General features: G+C 65.6%; 19 protein-coding genes and 1 tRNA gene. 7 read left to right on the top strand and 13 right to left on the bottom strand.

Annotation, left to right across the window (positions count from 1 at the left end; all coding sequences use genetic code 11):
* Positions 1-7 precede the first annotated feature (7 nt).
* From V6V89_RS18660 to V6V89_RS18670, 3 genes are all read left to right on the top strand, one after another.
* A complete protein-coding gene (locus tag V6V89_RS18660; protein ID WP_334620433.1) occupies positions 8-868 on the top strand; it encodes a CBASS oligonucleotide cyclase in 861 nt (286 codons plus the stop codon).
* On the top strand, positions 865-1,812 hold the full coding sequence (locus V6V89_RS18665) for an S-4TM family putative pore-forming effector (protein ID WP_334620434.1): 948 nt from the start codon (positions 865-867) through the stop codon (positions 1,810-1,812). Before V6V89_RS18660 ends, V6V89_RS18665 begins: the two co-directional genes overlap by 4 nt.
* Before the next feature lie 240 nt (positions 1,813-2,052).
* A tRNA-Arg gene (locus V6V89_RS18670) sits at positions 2,053-2,125 on the top strand.
* Between the two features lie 156 nt (positions 2,126-2,281).
* On the opposite strand, the gene V6V89_RS18675 is transcribed toward V6V89_RS18670, so the two are convergent.
* The 9 genes from V6V89_RS18675 to V6V89_RS18715 form a co-directional block, all read right to left on the bottom strand.
* Positions 2,282-3,664: a tyrosine-type recombinase/integrase gene (locus V6V89_RS18675; protein ID WP_334620435.1), complete on the bottom strand. Its 1,383-nt coding sequence runs from the start codon at positions 3,662-3,664 to the stop codon at positions 2,282-2,284.
* On the bottom strand, positions 3,661-3,834 hold the full coding sequence (locus V6V89_RS18680; protein ID WP_334620436.1) for a helix-turn-helix transcriptional regulator: 174 nt from the start codon (positions 3,832-3,834) through the stop codon (positions 3,661-3,663). The genes V6V89_RS18675 and V6V89_RS18680 overlap by 4 nt, the downstream gene beginning before the upstream one ends.
* 20 nt (positions 3,835-3,854) lie before the next feature.
* The gene (locus V6V89_RS18685) at positions 3,855-5,576 is read right to left on the bottom strand and encodes a replication initiator (RefSeq protein ID WP_334620437.1); all 1,722 of its coding nucleotides are present in this window, start codon (positions 5,574-5,576) and stop codon (positions 3,855-3,857) included.
* A gap of 93 nt (positions 5,577-5,669) precedes the next feature.
* Positions 5,670-6,083 (bottom strand): hypothetical protein, encoded by a 414-nt coding sequence (locus tag V6V89_RS18690; protein WP_334620438.1) that lies wholly within the window; start codon positions 6,081-6,083, stop codon positions 5,670-5,672.
* A complete protein-coding gene (locus V6V89_RS18695; RefSeq protein WP_334620439.1) occupies positions 6,080-6,589 on the bottom strand; it encodes a DUF2637 domain-containing protein in 510 nt (169 codons plus the stop codon). The genes V6V89_RS18690 and V6V89_RS18695 overlap by 4 nt, the downstream gene beginning before the upstream one ends.
* Before the next feature lie 11 nt (positions 6,590-6,600).
* Positions 6,601-6,828, bottom strand: a complete 228-nt coding sequence (locus tag V6V89_RS18700; protein WP_334620440.1) for a hypothetical protein — start codon at positions 6,826-6,828, stop codon at positions 6,601-6,603.
* A complete protein-coding gene (locus V6V89_RS18705) occupies positions 6,825-8,417 on the bottom strand; it encodes an FtsK/SpoIIIE domain-containing protein (protein ID WP_334620441.1) in 1,593 nt (530 codons plus the stop codon). The genes V6V89_RS18700 and V6V89_RS18705 overlap by 4 nt, the downstream gene beginning before the upstream one ends.
* An 83-nt stretch (positions 8,418-8,500) precedes the next feature.
* On the bottom strand, positions 8,501-8,719 hold the full coding sequence (locus tag V6V89_RS18710; RefSeq protein ID WP_334620442.1) for a hypothetical protein: 219 nt from the start codon (positions 8,717-8,719) through the stop codon (positions 8,501-8,503).
* The gene (locus tag V6V89_RS18715; protein WP_334620443.1) at positions 8,719-9,111 is read right to left on the bottom strand and encodes a transcriptional regulator; all 393 of its coding nucleotides are present in this window, start codon (positions 9,109-9,111) and stop codon (positions 8,719-8,721) included. The genes V6V89_RS18710 and V6V89_RS18715 overlap by 1 nt, the downstream gene beginning before the upstream one ends.
* A 291-nt stretch (positions 9,112-9,402) precedes the next feature.
* On the opposite strand from V6V89_RS18715, the gene V6V89_RS18720 reads away from it, so the two are divergent.
* A complete protein-coding gene (locus V6V89_RS18720) occupies positions 9,403-9,930 on the top strand; it encodes a DUF4352 domain-containing protein (RefSeq protein ID WP_334620444.1) in 528 nt (175 codons plus the stop codon).
* Here V6V89_RS18720 and V6V89_RS18725 read toward each other — a convergent pair.
* From V6V89_RS18725 to V6V89_RS18735, 3 genes are all read right to left on the bottom strand, one after another.
* The gene (locus V6V89_RS18725) at positions 9,901-10,692 is read right to left on the bottom strand and encodes a glycosyltransferase family 2 protein (RefSeq protein ID WP_334620445.1); all 792 of its coding nucleotides are present in this window, start codon (positions 10,690-10,692) and stop codon (positions 9,901-9,903) included. The two genes, V6V89_RS18720 and V6V89_RS18725, sit on opposite strands and share 30 nt — an antisense overlap.
* Positions 10,680-11,492: a GntR family transcriptional regulator gene (locus V6V89_RS18730; protein ID WP_334620446.1), complete on the bottom strand. Its 813-nt coding sequence runs from the start codon at positions 11,490-11,492 to the stop codon at positions 10,680-10,682. The genes V6V89_RS18725 and V6V89_RS18730 overlap by 13 nt, the downstream gene beginning before the upstream one ends.
* 245 nt (positions 11,493-11,737) lie before the next feature.
* On the bottom strand, positions 11,738-12,604 hold the full coding sequence (locus V6V89_RS18735) for a helix-turn-helix domain-containing protein (protein ID WP_334620447.1): 867 nt from the start codon (positions 12,602-12,604) through the stop codon (positions 11,738-11,740).
* Between the two features lie 292 nt (positions 12,605-12,896).
* Between V6V89_RS18735 and V6V89_RS18740 the strand changes: the two genes are divergently transcribed.
* Positions 12,897-13,631, top strand: coding sequence for a GntR family transcriptional regulator (locus V6V89_RS18740; protein ID WP_334620448.1), 735 nt, complete (start codon positions 12,897-12,899; stop codon positions 13,629-13,631).
* A gap of 16 nt (positions 13,632-13,647) precedes the next feature.
* On the opposite strand, the gene V6V89_RS18745 is transcribed toward V6V89_RS18740, so the two are convergent.
* The gene (locus V6V89_RS18745) at positions 13,648-16,497 is read right to left on the bottom strand and encodes an NACHT domain-containing protein (protein ID WP_334620449.1); all 2,850 of its coding nucleotides are present in this window, start codon (positions 16,495-16,497) and stop codon (positions 13,648-13,650) included.
* A gap of 768 nt (positions 16,498-17,265) precedes the next feature.
* Between V6V89_RS18745 and V6V89_RS18750 the strand changes: the two genes are divergently transcribed.
* Complete coding sequence (locus V6V89_RS18750) at positions 17,266-17,493, top strand: DUF433 domain-containing protein (RefSeq protein ID WP_334620450.1); 228 nt, start codon at positions 17,266-17,268, stop codon at positions 17,491-17,493.
* Entirely contained in the window at positions 17,490-17,852 is a 363-nt protein-coding gene (locus V6V89_RS18755) for a DUF5615 family PIN-like protein (protein WP_334620451.1), read from the top strand. The genes V6V89_RS18750 and V6V89_RS18755 overlap by 4 nt, the downstream gene beginning before the upstream one ends.
* Positions 17,853-18,211 lie beyond the last annotated feature (359 nt).

Here is an 18,211-nt window from a genome sequence, read left to right on the forward strand (position 1 = left end):
AACAGTGATGGGATACATCGACGAGGCGTTCATCAAGCTGAAGCACAACCTGGAGATCACCGCCACCGAGCAGAAGCTCGCCTCCGCGCGCCACGAGGCGGTCCGCGATTTCGTCCGAGGCGTCTGGCAGTTGATCGACGACTTCCTAACCGGTTCCTACCGGCGCGACACCAAGACGAAGAAGCTCAAGGACGTCGACATCTTCCTCGTCATCGACCCGGACGGGCCGCAGGGCGGCTACCGCCACCGGCCGCCGCTCGATGTGCTCAACGCCCTGCTCGCCGTCCTGCGCGACAAATGGCCGGACGCGCACCGGGACGGCATGGCCATCGTCATCCCCTACGGCGGCGACGTCATGTCGATCGAGGTTGTGCCGGCGTTCAAGCGCTCCGCCGGCGGCTACTTCATCCCCGACCCGGCCGCGGGCTCCTGGATCGAGACCAACCCGAAGCGTCACCATGAGCTCAGCATCGAAAAAAACAAAGCGTGCGACGGCATGTACGTCCCGCTCGTCAAGATGATCAAGGGTATAAACCGCGAGCTCGGCGAGCCCGTCTCGCCGTCCTTCCTGCTAGAGGTCATGGCGCAGACCATCGTCAAAACGCCGGTCGGCCGCTACCAGGACGAGATCGTGCTGTTCCTCGCCACCGCCGCAGACCGCATCGACGAGACGTGGCTCGACCCGGCGGGTCTCGGCGGCGACGTCAACACCGTCATGACCTCCGCAGACAAGCGCGCCGCCGCGCGCGCCCTGCGGGACGCCCAGTGCATCGCCGAGGTAGCCGTCGACCTCGAAGACGAAGAACAGGACCGCGCAGCGTACGCCCAGTGGAAGCGGCTATTCGGCGACCGGATGACCCAGCCGTGACCCACCCAAAGCAGTCTCCCGGGCTGAGAGGGATCCCGGCCCGCCCCATCCACGAGCGACAACTCGACGACGACATGATCAAGCTCCAGCGTGCCGCGTCCGCCAGCCACCGGCGCGGCCAGGTCACCGACGCCGTTCGCAACGCCGCCGCGATCGTCCTCGCCGCCGTCGGCCTCGTCGTCACCGCGACCGGGCACGGGCGAGTCCTGACGGCCATTCTCGGCGCCGGGTGGTTCGCCGTCTCCTTCTTCCTCCTCAGGAAGATGATGTCCAGCACCGCCAAACAGGGCGCCCTACTCCAGGAGCAACTCGACACCGCCCTGTTCCAGCTGCCCTGGCGCCAAGCCGTAGCCGGCGACCCGGTCGCCGACCACGACGTCGGCCGGCTCGCCCGAAAGCTTCCTGTCGGCGGCGAACGCGACCAACGCATCACCGACGGCTGGTACGACCCCACCACCGGTGTTCACTACCCCTACGACGTGCTGATCTGCCAGGGACAAAATCTCGCGTGGGACGCCCGCCTGCGACGTGGTTACGGCACCTGGATCGCCGCCGCCGCGATCGTCTGGACGCTCCTCGGGCTCCTGGTCGCCCTCCTCGTCGGGGCCACGATCCCCGAGGCACTGCTCAGCTTCTACGTGCCCTCGCTCGCCGCTCTGCAACTCTCCGCCGAGATTTGGATCGGCCAAAACCGCGTAGCCGACGAACGCGAACGGCTTGCCAAGATCGTCCAAGCCGAACTCCGCGACGCCCAGCCCGGCCCCGTCCCCGACAGCGACCGCGCCCGCCTCTGCGAGGTCGCGCGGGACATCCAGGACGGCATCTTCCGAACCCGCCTCGACGTCGCCCGGGTGCCCCACTGGTTGTACCGACTACACCGCAACAACGACGAAGCCGACTTCGGCGACACCGCCGAAGGCCACCGACGAAGACTCGCTGGGTGACAATCAGCGGCGTGGCCTTCGAAGAGCAACGGTTTTACATGTGTGCTCGGATGTGGCAGCAATGGAGCTCAGCGTCGGTCGGTGGCCGCCGGTGACGATCAGCGACGACCGGCATGAACCAAGATCGTGCCGGGCTGTGTGATCGGTTCGTGCTCCGCCGGTCGGTGTTGGGGCGTTCGGCGGCCGTCGGTGCTCCCCGGCACCCGTCGGCAACGCCCGGCAGGTACCCTAGGAGGCCGCGCCCTCGTAGCTCAGGGGATAGAGCATCGGTTTCCTAAACCGTGTGTCGCAAGTTCGAATCTTGCCGGGGGCACCCCTTTGATCTCGCGAAACAGCCTCTGAGCTGGCCTTACTGCCATGGGTCGATTGGTCACCGTAGGCAGCCATGTGTCGTCCTGAGTCGCCGTTTGTCGCCAGTCCTGCAAAGGGCGTGCAATGATCTTGATCGAGTTTCCCCAGGTCAGCACGCTCACGCCGCAAGAGCTGCCTCGATCCGGGCGTTCATGATCCCCTGGTTGCCGTCGATGCACTTCGCGTACACCCGCAGCAGCACGTCAACCGAGTGACCCGCCCGCTCCGCGACGTCCGGCGCAGGGACGCCAGCGTTCAGCCACAGCGAGACGCCCGCGTGCCGTAGGTCGTACGGACGGCCGGCCAGCGGTGACTGGACCCGGTCCGGTGTCAGACCAAGCGCCCGTGCTTCCTCCCACACCCGCGAGTACGTGGAGGCCGCCACGACGTTCCCCCGCTCGCTGCGGAACAGCCGGCCGTCGTCGGCGACGCCGAAACGTTCGATGTGCGTGCGGAGTATCGCCACCAGCTCTGGAGGGATGGGTACCGCCCGCGTCTCGGTCTCGCCCCGGTGCTTGAGGCCACGGTCGTCGTGCACCTCCCCGCTGTCGGTGTAGCGCTTGCCCGCCGCCGGCCGAGACTTCTCGACCGTGAGAAGGCCCCAACCCTCCTCGGGCAGGTGGCAGTCTCGTTGCCGAAGACCCAGCGCCTCACCGGGACGCAGAGCGGCGAGGTACAGGCAGGCGAAGAACGCGTACAGGCGTTCACCTCGACGCCCCTCCCTGCCCCTCCGACCGACGTAGGTCACTGCCGAAAGCAATTCGCGTACCTGGCGCGCACTCGCAACCACACGCCTGTCGATCTCGCTGGCGACCTTCCGGCGGTTGGATCGGACCCGGAGCTTGTCCACCGGATTGAAGTCCAGCAGCTCCAATTCGACCGCGAACTGAAGCACGTTGTAGAAGACTGACCGCTTGCGCCTGGCCGTGGTAGCCGCCGCCGAGCGACCGTCGAGCCTAAGCGCCACCGCGTCAAGCGCCGGACGGATGACGGCGGCATCGATCAGATCAGGCAGATCAAGCGACGCCTTCTCCAGCCATCGCAAAGCCGCCGCGATGTCTGGCGGGCGCGTGAGTTGCCGAGCAGCCGGAGGCAGGGCGTACTCCCGCAGCGCGCGGCGAAGAACCGCGACGTCTGGGCGGCCGGGCATCGCGCGCACCAGAGTCGGCGTCACGGTCGCCAACGCGTCGGTCATGCTGTCGCGCGACTTCGCTGCCGCACCCGGCCACTTCATGTCGACGTAGCGCAGGATAAAGCTGAACCAGCTCACCGCCTCCACCGCGCGGACCATCGAGTCGGGCAGACCGGTTTCCGTGTCGAACGCTTCACCCCGATTGGCCGCCTGCATGAGGTCGGAACGGTAGTGATCCGCCAGCGCGCGTGTCGTGAAGGTCCGCGACTTCGGCTCGCCGGCGACCACCCAGCGCACGGTGTAGGACTTCTTTCTGTTGGCAAGCGTGTTGATCTGGATCTTCCGGATGCGAACCTCGCGAGACTTCACGCCGCCGCCTCCCGCTGCCGCTCAAGCCAGACGCGCAGGTCACTGCGCCATACCCGCAGCTCCCCGTTTGGCAGCCGGACGCACTCCGGAGCGACACCCAGCTCACGCCACCGGTAGAACGTCCGCCGAGAGACGTTGTTAAGCGCCGCCAGGACCTCCGGTACGGTCATCAGGCAGTCCTCCACTGTGGTCATTCCTCCCCGTTCGCCGTTGTCTCGCCGCCAGTTGCCGAAACATCGGGCGTTCCCCGCGCCGCCCGGTCCTTGGCTGCGAGGAGCTCGCTGCGCCACCGGGCACGTTCGGAGATGGCCCGCAGGAGCCGATGTGCCATGGGCGGTACGTCGGGGTCGTCAGGTCGGGCGAGTTCCCAGGCGTGCCGCCGGTCGCCGCTTTCGTCGGCGTGGCCCGCGTCGGCGAGGTCGGTGGTGACGCCGAGTAGAGAGCGGACCCAGGCCCGTGCGTCGTACTTGTGGTCGGCCAGGGTTTTACCGGACCAGTCGCGGGAGATGAGGATGCGCCGGCCGCCGATGCCGAGCGTTTCGCGTTGGTGCACCTTGCCCTTGCAGCGGCCGGGCTTGAGCTTGCCGTGTGCCTTCTTGGGCTGGACGCCGTACAGCAGCCAGTTAGCGCACCGGTCGGTGCACGGGGTCACTTGGAGCTGTTGCCAGAGCCGGTCGAGGTGCCGGCGCTGCCGATCGCTGGCGATGCTGTGGCAGGCGCCGGTCTGCTTGGTGATGTACTTCGTGATGTACCGGATCGTGCGCTCGGCGTCGTCGGTGCCGGGCATGACGCCGCGTGCGTCGACCTGGGCGCCGAAGTGCACCACGTGAACCGGTTCGGCGTCCGGGTCCTGGTCGATGGCGTCCAGCGCCTCAGCCCAGGTGGCCAGCGGGGCACGAGTGTCCGGGTCGACCCACGCGGCCGCCTGCTCGTCCCAGACCGGGGGACGCTCGCGGGTGTACCGCTGCACGTCTACGGACGGCCACCACACCTGGTGATAGGTCGCCGCAGCAACCTGCCGCAGCACCGCACGGGGGATCGTGCCGCGGATCGCGAAGTGCGCGTGTGGGGCGAGTCGCCGTTGCGGCTCGACGCAGCCGGCGTACTGGACGTTCCAGCCCTCGCAGCGGCGCAGGTTCTGCCAGAACCGGTCGAGCAACCGGGGGAAGTGCACGGCATCCCAGGCGGCCCGGCGGTAGTCGTACCGGTCCGGGTGAACCGGAGTACCGTCGCCGAGCACCGGCCCGTGCGAGTCAAGCGTGAGGGTCAGCCACATCGACGGCTGGTGGGTGCTGCCGTCCGGGGCGGTGTAGACCTTGCCGACCGTGCGTGGGTCCACCTTGCGCCGGGGCAGGTCTGGCGCGTCCTGCCGCCGGCGAGTGGAGCGCTTGCGCCGCTTCCCGGACTCCTCGTCCTGGTCGTCGACGACGTGTGGGGGAGCAACCCGTCCACGCAACCCCTCCGTCGCGATGGCCTCCTCCACCTCGCGGATCGCGTCGTCCAGCTCAGCCACCTGGTCCCACAAGGACCGCCGTGCGGCGTCATCGCGCTCGAACTCGTAGTGTGCCCGCAGCACGACGAGTGCCTTCTGCTCGTCGGTGGCCGGTTCGGGGCCGGGCAGCGGCTCGTCCGACCGGTGCCAGCCTTCGCGGATCTGCGCCTGCCGCAGCCGCCGGTTCCGCTTGGCGCACGGTGGGCACTTGTCTTCGCGGGTCGCGCCGCACGGCAGGTCGATCACTTCGGTCTGCCCGGTGTCGAGGTCGGTGCGGCGCATGGCCACCGGGCGGATGCAGACGCCGTACTCGGTCGCGATGTCCCGCAGTACGTCGACCGACCGAGGTAGCGCCATGCGCGCCGCGCGCGAGCCCGGATTCGGTTCGGTGGCCGGTACCGGCAGGGTGGGGGCGGTCATCGGATCACCTCCGTGCTGTTACGAGCTGGTTGCACGACGCCAGGCGCGGGCAGCACCGTCGAGTGGGCATGGCGAGCGGGGCCGCGCGGGTTGTCATGGGCGTACCTCCCGGATCGGTCGGGCGCGGCGTGGCGTCGGGACGGTCCGGTCGGGTTGGCCGGCCAGGACCGCGCGGATCACCACATCGACGGCGGGCGGCAGCATGCGGGTGGTGTCGATGGCGTGCCGGGGGTCGATCTCGATCGTCGCGGCCAGTTCGACCCAGCGGCGGCCGCATACGTCCTGGACGGCGATGACGGAGAGTCGCCCGTATCCGGTGTGCCACATGACGGTCTTGCTGCGGTGTTCGCCGGCGGGGTTGTCGTTGCGGGCCGTGCAGCGGTGGTCGCCGGCGCACCAGCTCGGGCACGCGCCGGGGAACCTGTTCGGCGTGCCAGTCGGCTGGACGGGCCGGCGGGATCGGATGGCGTCGACCAGGGCGAGCGCGGTGGCCCAGAGGCGGCTCATCGGACCACCTCCGAGGCGAGGATGTGCCCGTTTGCGCGGCTGACCGCTGGTGCCGGCGCCACGACGATCGGCTCTGGCTCGGCGATCGGCTCTGGCAGCGCTGCCGGCTCGGTCGGTGCGGCTGGTGCGGCAAGGACGAGCTTGGACAGGCCAAGGAACGCCAGCGCGGGCACGGCGGACAGCAGCCAGCCGGAGATGCTGGGCTTGGCTACGGCGAGCTGCGCGGACATCGACAGCGCGACGGCGGCGACGATCAGGAACAGCGGGTACCCGACCGGTAGGCCGATCCGGCGGCGACGGCGGATCTCCAGCAGCGCGGCAGCCGGGATCAGTTCGGAGATCACCGCGTTGGCCCAGCCGAACCACGCCGGGGTGCCGGTCGGGGAGTTGTCCATCGTCCACTCCTTGACGTGGGTGAACGAGGCGGCTCCGGCGAACACGGCGACCACGAGGAGGATGACGACGAGCAGGGCGACCTCTACCCGGTCGCGGCTTGCGATCTTCACAGCGCCTCCCCTCAGCGGCCGGTCGGACGGACGTGGGTGCGGATCCAGGTGGGCGGCTCGCCGGTCGAGGCGACGGCTTCGGACAGGCAGCGCCACAGCGCCCACGCCTCCTCGGGCGTGAGGTACATGCGGCGCCGGCCGGAGCCGACCGCGATGTACAGGTCGGCTCCGTCGATGACCCGGACCGACACCGCGATCCCGTCCGGTGTGCGCAGGCGGTAGAAACGACGCTCGCTCATGCCGCCTCACCGCCCTCGTTCAGCGCGTCGAGCAGCGTCGGCGGAAGCAGCGGCCCGGGACGCGGTGTCGGCCGGTAGGTGTGCCTGTTGACCGGGCGCAGCACCGGCGGCGCCGGATAGGTGACTGCCATGTCGCGGATCAGGTCGTCGTCCACATAGGAGAAGCGGACGCGGGCCGGCTCCGGCTGGCCGTCGATCAGGACGTAGCCGACGCCCTTGGCGGTGATCGGGATCTGATCGGCCAACGCGCCCCGGTCGCGGGCACCGTCCCCGAGGACGAGGTCAACCTGGCCCCGGTCGGTCAGGCCGAGCGCGACACGGGTGGGGAACAGGTCCCGCAGCGACAGCACCTCCTTGCGCGGGTCCTGCACCGCAGCCACCACCAGGACTCCGAGGCCCGCGCCTTGCGAGAGCAGCAGCGCCAGCGACGCGGTGATCCGGCCACGTAGTTCGCTGTCCGGCAGGTACGCCACCAGGCAGGCGATCTCGTCGATCAGGATGACGATTAGCGGGTCGTCCACTGTGGGTGTGTGTACGCGGACCTTGCCGCGCAGCCGTGCCTGCCGCTCGCGCATGACCTCGACGGCTTGGTCGAGCAGGTCGGCCATGGCCGACCAGTCGTCGTCGCAGTACCGGGCGAACAGCGCCTGCCCGATCGCCAGCTCCATGCCGCCCTTGGGGTCGATCGCCCACACCTGGACCAGGCCGGAGGAGATCCCGGCAGCCAGCGCCCGGACCAGCGACCAGATCACTGAGCCCTTGCCCATCCGGGTCGCACCGGCGATCAGTAGGTGTGTGGCGAGCAGCCGCAGCGCGTACACCTCCAGGTCTTCGCGCAGGCCCAGCGGCAGCGCGGTGAAGTCCGGCTCACTGGGTACGGGCAGCGGCGGCACGATCTGGGTGAGCGGGTCGCGGCGGATGAACACCAGCCACATGTGACGCGGCCGGTCCCGGTAGCGGACCTGGTCGACCAGTCGCAGCAGCCACGCCCACCTGCCACCGCGGATCGGCGGGGCGGTGCGCCGGCCAGAGAAGACGCGGCAGTGACGGGAGTCGAACGAGTACGCGAGGTTGGGCGCGGCCTTGTGGTAGGTCTCCGGGTTCTGCCCACGCGGCATGACGAGGCGTACCTCGTCGGTCGCGTACGTGCATCGCACGGACAACAGCGCCGGAACTTTGCGGCCGCCGTCGTAGGTCTTGACCAGGCCGCAGAGGGTCATCGCTTCGTTCCACTGCCGCCGGTACACCCACAGCCGCCGCCACCGCGCCACCAGCGGCAGCACGAACCAGCGCTGGCACGATTCCCGCCAGCGCCACCACCACAGACCAGCCAGGCCGGCAGCGAGGGCCGCCGCCAGGACCAGCGGGAGCCAGCCGTACTCGTGCCACGCCCACACGAGCGTGAGCAGTGCGGCGACCTCGGGCAGCGCCCGACGGCCTCGGACCATCAGCGATGCCGCCGTGATGGTGAGGCAGACGGCGCGCCAGATCAGGAACGGTCCGGCGAACAGCAGCACGACCCACCACGGGGTCGGCACGGACAGACGCCGGAAGTTGACCAGCGGGGTTCCCCCGCCACGGTTTGCCATGATGGGTACGCCTTCCTTTGCGGGAGGGCAGCGGGGCGGTCCGGCTTCCTACGGCTACGAAGACCGCCCCGCGCCACACTCGATCAGGCCGCCGCCTGCGTGGCCGGCACCTGCAAGGACTGCCGCGCCTGGTCCAGCACGGCGCTCAACCGGTCGATCTCAGCCAGGCGAAGGAACAGGACTGTGTCTGCCCCGCCTTCTCCGATGTGGACCGTGACCCGCTCCTCCGCCGGGTAGCTGCGGAAGAACAGCACCGTCTGCGGGTAGACGTGGGTGTTGACGCCCACCGAGGCCCCGCCCATCAGGCCGCCTTCCGGCGCGACTCGACGACCGGCGCGCGGAGCCCGGTCGCCCGGTACGAGTAGGTCAACCGGCCGGTGTTGTTCACGTACGGCGTGACCGTCATGCCCTCGAACTCGACCTGCTCGAACGGGCCGACCGGCGGCACCGGCTGGACGTCCGCGAGGATCTTGACCGATACCTCACGGGCGCGGCCCTTCAACTCCTCGTCCATGTCCATGACCCGGCACTGCCAGACCCGCTGACCGGTCAGCTTGTCCATGCTCGGCGTGCGAGCGCGGGTCCTTTCGTCGAAGTCCTGCGCCGCCGCGATCGAGTCCGGCACCAGTACGCAGCCGTTCGGGAACACGTCCTCGAACCGCACCGAGAACCGAACACCACCCTTGAGAGCCATCCGCTCATCTCCCTAACTCAACTTGTAGGCATGTCTGCCAAGTAGGTCGAAGATAGAAGCAACTTGGCAGACATGTCAACAAGTAATCGCGGTGAGCGCTATTGATCAGCCCCTCTTGACGGATTCATCCATCGAGGTGGCATGCGCCGGTTTTGCTATATTCAATAGAGATTTACGGCTAACGTGAATGTCATGTCAGCCCCTCCGCCGCCCGGCATGCCCTATGGGCAACCGCCTATGCCGGGTCCTCCACCCCAGAAGAAGCGAAGCACGACCAAGATCGTCCTTGCGGTGATCGGTGGCCTCGTTGCCTTGTGCTGTGTCGGCGGGGCAATTGCCCTCGTCGCCTCGATGAGCGGCGATGACTCAGACACTTCGAGCGACTCCGGCACAGATTCCGCTGGTGACAACGGACAGGACGGGGTCGCCCTGGGGACGCCAGTACGCGACGGCAAGTTCGAATTCGTGGTCTCGAAGGTCGAGTGCGGCAAGAGTCAGGTCGGCAGCAGTGCCCTCGGCGCCCAAGCGCAGGGTCAGTTCTGCCTGGCGACGATGTCGATCAAGAACATCGGCGACCAGGCGCAGACCTTCGACTCATCGTCACAGTTCGCCTATGACGCTTCGGATCGGAAGCACAGCGCAGATGGCGCGGCCTCGTTGTACGCCAACCAGAACAACGAGGCATTCATCAACGAGATCAACCCTGGCAACCAGGTCAATGCGGTCGTCGTGTTCGACGTGCCGAAGGATGCGCAGCTACAGCGGCTGGAGCTCCACGACTCGCCGTTCTCAGGAGGGGTAACCGTCAAGCTTGCTTGAGCGGGCTGACGGCTGCCACGACGCGCCCAGGAGCGCCTGAGCCCTGGCTTCGATAATCCGCATGCGAGCGTCCCGCTCGTCCGGGTCGACGTGTGCCGCTTGGCCGGTGACTTGACCTGGCCATTTCCTGTAGAGCAGGCCAGGTTCGGCGATGAAGTAGCCGTCCGACACGACGTTGGCCGCCAGGAGTAGGCCGGTGTCCTCCGAGGCCGGTAGGGCCATCCAGCCGCCTAGGGCGAGCAGGAGGTTCCGGCGGATGCACATGGTGGCGGGGTGGACCTGGGCGCGGTAATTGTTGCTGCGCCAGAAGTCCAGGACGGCCCGGCGTGCGATCGGGCCGTCTGGTGGGTCGTGTTCGAAGCCGACGGTTGATCCGTCGGGCATCAGGTCGAGCACGCGTGAGGTGGTCCAGCCGATGTGTGGCTGGTCGGTCATGATCGCGATGTCGCGGGCGAGTGCGCCGGGGGTGAGTTGGTCGTCTGCGTCGAGCACCTTGACCAGGTCGCCGCTCGCGCGGGCGAGGGCGAGGGTACGGGCGACGCCTGGGCCGCCGTGCCGGCCGGAGCCTGCGCTGATGCGTGGGGCGTCGGGCAGGTGGCCCGCGAGGATGTCGTTCTGCCCGTCTTCCTGGACGAGCCATTGCCAGTCCCAACCGTCCGGCATCTTCTGCCCGGCAAGCGACCGGTACGCGTCGGCCAAGTGCTCGACGCTGGGCGCGTGGACCGGGGTGATGACCGAGACGAGTTGGGTCAAGTTCTCCACCGTGACAGTTTGGTGGAATACACCAGCTCTGTGCGATCGCCGGGAAAGACGATGTCGCAGACCTCGACCACCTGGTCGTCGGTGTCGTGCGAGGTCTTCCGCACGGTGAGCACCGAGACGCCCGGCTCGATGTCGAGCAGCTCGGCCTCTTCCGGCGACGGCGGCCTGGCCGTCACCACGTCAACGATCCGGTCCAGCTCGATGCCGACCGTATAAAGCTGATGCTGCGTCCCGCCCGGCCACGGCTCCATGTCGGCACTCAACAGGTCCGGATTGCCCTTGACCATGTCGTGCACCAGGTAGGAGTACGACACGGACAGCGGCGCGGTCTCGTGACGCGAGCTGGTCCAGTACACCCGGCGCAGCAACGCCGTGCCCGGCTCGACGCCGAACGCGCCGGCCATGTCCTCGTCGGCCACGACCTGGGCGAACTCGGCGTGGAACTTCAGATCCTCGACGGTCAGGCCGGTGTCGTGTTCGGTGCCGCCAGTCTTGCGTCGCTCGGCCTCGGGCAGGTGGACGCGGTTCTTCTCCCACTGGTACCGCTCGGTGTTGCGCCGCCGGACGCGCTGACGCGGCGCGCGGACATACGTTCCGCGGCCTTGCTCGGCGCGGACCAAGCCCCACTCACGGAGCTGGCGGATCGCGTTGCGGACACTGGTGCGGGACAGGCCGGAGGTGTCAGCCAGCTCCGTCTCGCTTGGCAACGCGGTGCCGGGCGCCAGTTCGCCGCGCGTGATCTGCCCGCGCAGCTCCTCGGCGAGCTGGAGGTACCGGGGACGCCAGTCACGCGTGATCACGCCTGCCACGCTACCTCCTAGATGTTGATACGTCTGCCGGGTGGTCCGCCCTGCGATCAGATCGGCCGCGCGGTCGAGGTGCTGGCGGATGTGGCAGGGAAACCGGCCGCAGCCCATCTTGCACTCGCCGTGCCCGTCGTCGCCGTGATCCTGCCGCGATCCTGCCAGGCCGTCGACACCGCCATCGCGTACGGCGGTATTGCCCCAGATCCGAGCGGCGGTCAACCTCGCCGGCCGCCGCCCCATCACAGCTCCTCGGTCAACTCGGCGATATGCACGGCCGACAGGCTGGGGCTCAGCGCGGTCTCCATCAGCCGCTGGTAGACCTTGGCGTACCGCTCGGCCCGCTCGGACTCCAGCCACATGAAGCCGCCTAGGTGCTCCAGGTACGCCACCGGCGGGTACGGCTGTCGCATGTGGAACAGCGTGAACGCGCCGTGTAGGCCCGGATGCCCGAAGACGTTCTGTGGCATCACACGAATGTCGACCTCGGGCCGCGCGACCAGCTCGCGGAGGTGTTCGAGTTGCGGCCGCAGTACAGCCGTGCCGCCGACCGCCCGCCTCAATGCCGCCTCCTCGATCACCGCCGTCACATGAACCTTCGGGGTGCGCTCCAGGATCTTCCGCCGCTCCATCCGATCCTGGACAGCGTTGGCGATCTTGTGGGCCGGCAGCTCGTCATGGACAGCGCGCACGAGCGCGTCGGCGTACTCCCGCGTCTGAAGCAGCGGCGGGATGCACACGGTGCCGTAGGCGCAGATCTGGACCGCCCGGTTCTGCACCCACCGGTAGGAGGCGAAGGGCAACTCATGGTCCTCGGCTCCGGTGTCGGCGTCCCAGCGGTTGAGTCGCCACATGTGACGCCCGAGGTCGGTGACCTTCTCGCGCTCGTCTTCGTCCGTGATGCCGTAGAAGTCCAGCAGCTCGACCACGTGCCGGGTCTTGAACGGCCACTCGGCCCGCTCATACCTGGCGAGCGTCGAGAACTCCACGCCCAGAAACGTCGCGACTTCCTTGAGGGTCAGGTCACGCTTCTCACGCAGCTCACGCATCCGTACCCCGAGCCACTGCGCCCGCAGGCTCGGCACGAAGTTCTCCCGCTTGGTCGGCATCGCTCACCCCTGTCTCGAAAGAGCAGCAGCCGGCTGGAGAAGTCGCCGGCCACCGCCGTGACGTTGGCGCGACGCCTCATGCCTAGCGCCGCGCACCCACGGAGCCCGGCACGGCAGCGCTGGTCGGCTCGCGTGGGTGCGGCCGACGGAAGCCGAGTGCCAACCCCTTGGTCACGAGGCCACCAACCGGCCGCACAAGGGAAAGGTACCTACGTCTATACCACTTGTCTAGACGTGTTCACGAGCAGAACTGTGGCCGGTTGACAACACGACTGACAGGTACGGTGTTGGCGTGCCAACCCCACGCACAGGAACACCCCGCTACCGCCAGGTCGCCGAAGAGCTACGCCGCCGCATCGAGGCCGGCGCCATCCCAGCCGGCTCACTACTTCCCCCAGAGAGCGCGCTCTCCCGAGAGTTTGGTATCAGCCGGGGAACCGCCCGCGAAGCCATCGCCGCGCTGCGCAGCGAGGGTTTGGTCGTCACCGAACACGGCCGGGGTACCTACGCCCGTCCGGCGTATCCGGTACGCCGACTCGGCGCCAACCGGTATGGCACTAACAATTCCCATCGCCCGTCGGATAAGTATCAAGTCGATGCGACAATAAACGAGGTCCCTGCCACACAACCACTGGCTAACATGTTCAACGTCGAGCCCGGGACTATGCTGCTATGCCGCAAGCTGGTGCTTAGTAGCCATCGTGTACCTCAGCAACTCTCCACTTCCTACTTCATCCTAGAGACAGTCGCAGGCACACCACTCGCCGACCCAAACCGGAAACCAGTAGTGGACAACAACCCCGTGCATCTACGAGCCATCGACATAGTCGTGACCGACATTCGCGAGATAGTCCGCGCCCGAATGCCAACGCCCAAAGAAGTCAAGGCGCTTTGCCTCCCAGCCGGTACGCCTGTGCTAACCGTCACCCGCCAGATCCGTGCGGGGAACCGCGTTGTAGAGGTGACGAACGACATAGTCCTTCCTTCAGACCGATCTGAGCTGGAATACGAGATTCCAATTGATTGAGCAAGGATAATGTATCCTAATCGTCATCTTCAATGAAGATGTTAAAGTCGTCATACGAGACGTAGAACTTTTGGTCTGCGCAACGCGAAATCTCCGTAACTGATACACGGCCGCTGAGCCATAGTTCAAGAAGGTTCTTGGACTCCGACAAAAGATCCGCAAAGCCCACCATCCGAAACCATTCATCCGTCGCAACAACGCCATTTCGCGCAGAAAACATCAAGGAGAAGATAGGCAATGAGCCGGCGGCACCTGCGACCGCCTGACGCATCTTCTCCAAAAGTTCGGGCGAAACCTCCGTGACCTCCACATAAGGCATTGTCAGAAAGGCTGCAATAGCTTGCGCTTCCGCCGGAATCCGCCGAAGCTCATCGAGTGTTAGATGTGTTACGAGCTTCGACGGCCCCTCGACCTGGACCCGAGGAAGTGGTACGGGCCTTTGTGGCGCCCTTATCGTCACCCAGGGCAGCCGCACGGTGAGAAACCTGCTTTCGATCCTCTTAAGGATCGCGAGATACTGGTCTCCACTTTCCGTGGCTTGAAGTACATTCCGGAGCAGCACTTCAGCGGGCGCGGACCTGATACCGGAAAAGAAGAGAGGATGGCCTATTATGCACTCGGTAGGCAGTCGTTTAAGGTCTACCGTGCTCGTGAATCTAAACAGCGCCTGCCACTTCTGCGCTGGTCCTGCGCCGCGTTCCGGAAGCGCCGACACACTCCATTCACGCGGAAGTCTCGAAGGAACGAGCTTGGCGAGCACGGCAAGGAACAGGGCGGCCGGATCGCGCCACCACGGACTCTTGCCCACCAAGTTCGTAAGCTCGATCACTAGCATTTCAACGATCCTGTTTCGATAATCGTATTGGCGCACAAAGAGACTGATAACCAAATCATCTATAGCGAAGAAGTGTTCTAATGTCTTCGGCTCATAAATGATCGGCAGGCGATCCGTAGTTGAGATAGAGCAGATAGCCTGAGCCGTCTGCCGCGCCAGTTCTCTTCCTAAACCCGGCGACGGGTAAATAGAACGAAACGCGTCAGCGACGAAGGCAAGGTGGGAAAGCCTCGACTTTCCGTCGGCTAGGACAAGGGCAAGTAAGTCGTTCCCTCCATCCTCAACAGTCCTGTCGAGGATTTGCACCGCCAGCAGACCAACTTCACGCCACGAACTGTCGTTGATCTTGCTTGATATTTCTTCCCATACCGCTTTGGGATCAGGATTCTGACGGACGAGCCTGCTCGCTGCGAAGTACTCAAGAAACGTCCTATGGGTGAACCCGTAGACTGGCTCCTCCTGCGTCGAGCCTACCTCGGCTAGTGCCCAGGCTCGACCAGCACAAAATGCCAGAAAGTCGTTGGCGGCCTGTAGCGCCTCGTCTTCGTCCTCGTATCGCTTGCTTTTAAGGTATTCGGTCAGAAAGCGAAGTATCTCCTCCCGAGGTAACGCAACCCGTTGCTTGGTATCCGTGAGCAGGCGCCAAGCCAGTTGCTGAACGGCTGGCCTGATATCTGCGGCGAACCTTAATGGTACATGCACGCCTCGTGACTTATCCCAGCGTTCGAATAGCATCTCGGCACATTTCTCGTACACCTCAGGCCTATTTCGAGGGATGTACTGCATCGAAGCATACATTCCGCATAGCAATGACAGCAGGAGAGGGTTTGACCGCAAGTCGGCGGCCGCTGCGGCGCTTTCTACCAGGAATGCGTCAGCCAACTGTTGCGACGGCTCTTGGTATAGAGCGGAACTTGCCGCAAACCACTTACCAACATAGCTCGCGATTTGACTTTCAACGAAGGGCCGCACCGCATATGTCGGAAACTGGTCGGCGTCTAACGGTGCATCGAAGTACCCCACGACCCTAGAAGTGACCACCATCTGCGTTAGGGGATAACGGTTTGCGAATCCGGTGATCAACTGCGCCAGATGACCGCGCAGGGAGGAGTCACCAAGCTCGTCTACACCATCAAGAATCAAAATAGCACGGCCACTGAGAAGTACATGTTCGATCGTCTCAAGGCTCGGAAAGACGTGATGTGGTCGACCGCAACTTGCCTTAATGCAGTCGAGTAATGTCGAATCGGCCGACTCCCGCAGCATGTCGGTATGATCACGAAGTATTACCAAGAGGGGTACACGATTTTGCAGGATGGGCACCCGATCCGTAGCCAAATCAAATGCGAATTTCGAAGCAAACGTCGACTTTCCGGCTCCCGGATCGCCAAGTAGGACGAAGCGTAGTTGTGTACTGACCAGCGTATTAGCATCGATGAGCGGCTTACCGCCAAGCGGGCCTGCGTCTCGGCTATCAGTGTAGCGACTTATGTACTGAGGTACGTAAATCTTGGAGTAGGGAAGTGGCCGACTGAGGGCAGCATGTGGCAGTTTCATTGTTCCATACGCGGCTTTAATCTGTGCGCGAAGCGCAGCGGTGAAGGCGTCCACCTCAGACAAGACACCTAGATGCTTCATGACTTCACAATTGCGCACAGAAGCGGCCGACATCTTGGCGCTTGTTGCTACAAGGGAGCTGGAAGCTTTCGCGGAACCCGGAACCTGCAGTCGAGCGAGTGTCTCATTGGCCGCCCGCACAACCAGGTTATATATTAACTCGGTTGCCTCGTATAGGGAGTGAGCCTCAGGGCCGAGCGCCAATCTTAGGCTAAGCCGTAGCTCCTCGCGCGCTGCAGCAAGGTCAACTTCGTCCGCTCCATTGTAGATCGAAACCGTGACATGCAGCGCTACCTGCTCGAACTGCGCTGAGCCGAGAAAAGAGACGATGTTCCGCCGCTCCTGATCGGACATCGCAGTAAGCAGATCCTCGCTAACATTCTCTGGAAGAAGGGGGAAGAGTTTCGCTTCCATGCTCCGGCGTCTACGACGCTCCGCTAGCTTCGGCAAGAAGAACCTCGCCGCCCCCACTACGGCCTTTACGATTCCTGTCTCAACCGCACCCGACACTTCGATCCACACTCCAGTCCGTATACGATGTTTGACTGGTTGTGAGGATGCTACCGGTCGTTACGAAAGTCGCGGTAGCCCTCGTCGCCCTGCTCACCTTTGCATGAAGGTCGCCTACTTGAACCGAATGCCCAGGCCGCTCCTGGACGAAGCCCGTTGTACGCCGCAGTCACGTCGCTGTCTATGTCCCTGGTCGGTCGCATCGTCTGTCCCGGATCGCCGTCTCCTGGCACGTCTCTCGTGTCTCGCAGCTGCCGAATTGATCTCTTCTGGATCAAGCGCGCCGCTGCGCGGCGCGGCCCACAGGGCGGGTGCGGTGAGCCGCCCGGCGGGAAGCCGCCCCGGACCGCTGCGCGGCCGGGGCGGGAAGCCACCGCGCTGCCGGGCAGCCGCACCCACCCCGTGGGCCAAACGGGATCGTGGAAGACCATGGGGCTCCGCCCCATACCCCGGCCCTCCTCGGAGAGCGGGTTCCGGCGGCTCTCCTCGTCGGGCACCGCAAGGGCTACCAGGTGCCGCGGACGTAGCCAAGGTCGTTCGTCCGTGGGGCGCTCCACCTTGTCCACGCCCGCGACACCTGGCCGGTCGGTGACTGCCCGACGAGGAGAGCCGCCTCCCAGACGCCACAGCAGGCGGTAGAACTCTTGTGGACGCGCAAGAGATAATGGCCCCATGGCAGCCAGGATCTCCATCGACCACCGGATCATGGGTGGCGTTCCGTGCGTCGCCGGGACTCGCATCCCGGTGGCCACCGTCGTCGGCCTGCTCGGGCAGGGCTTCAGCGTCGATGACGTCCTGGCGGACTACTCCACGCTCACCCGTGAAGACGTCCTGGCCGCGCTCCAGTTCGCCGCCAACGCGGTCGACGAGCGCGAGCTGCCCCTGCGGCTGACCGCGTGAAGTTCCTCGTCGACGAGTGCCTGCCGCAGCGGGTCGCCGACATGCTCAACACGGCGGGGCACGACGCCATCCACGTCGTTGGCTGCGGGATGACCGGTGCGCCGGATGAGGAAGTGCTCCGCAAGGCTGTTGAAGACGGGCGGGTCTTGATCTCTGCGGACACGGACTTTGGGGAGATCCTGGCCCGGACGCAGGGGCGCACGCCGAGCGTGATCCTCTTCCGCCGCCATGACCGGCTCCCCACGTCTCACGTCGCGATCCTCCTGGCCAACCTCGATACCGTGGAGGACGAGCTGGTGAAGGGCGCGTTCGTCGTCATCACCGACGACCGTCTTCGGATACGCGCGCTGCCCATCTGACGCGTGCAGCGGACGTGCAATGATCATGGCGCGGTGACTGGCACCGAGCCGTAGGGACCCAGGTCAGCAACGAGCAGGCACAACAGCCGCCACCGATTTCCTAAACCGTGTGTCGCAAGTTCGAATCTTGCCGGGGGCACCACCACCGACGCGGCTACCAGCGCGTGCGAGCCCAACATCCAAAATCCACCGCATCGACGTTGGATGCCCCGATGGCAGGACTGCTTCGGTCCCTGAATGAGCCGTACACCCTACCAGGCTCGCACTATGCAACCGGCAGGCGATATAAGTCCGCGCGCCCTTAGCTATTTGCATATTGCAAGGTGCCGCATTGGTGAACGTGGCACTTTTCTACGCGT

It is taken from the genome of Micromonospora sp. CPCC 206061 (assembly GCF_036906915.1).
Taxonomy (GTDB): Bacteria; Actinomycetota; Actinomycetes; order Mycobacteriales; family Micromonosporaceae; genus Phytohabitans.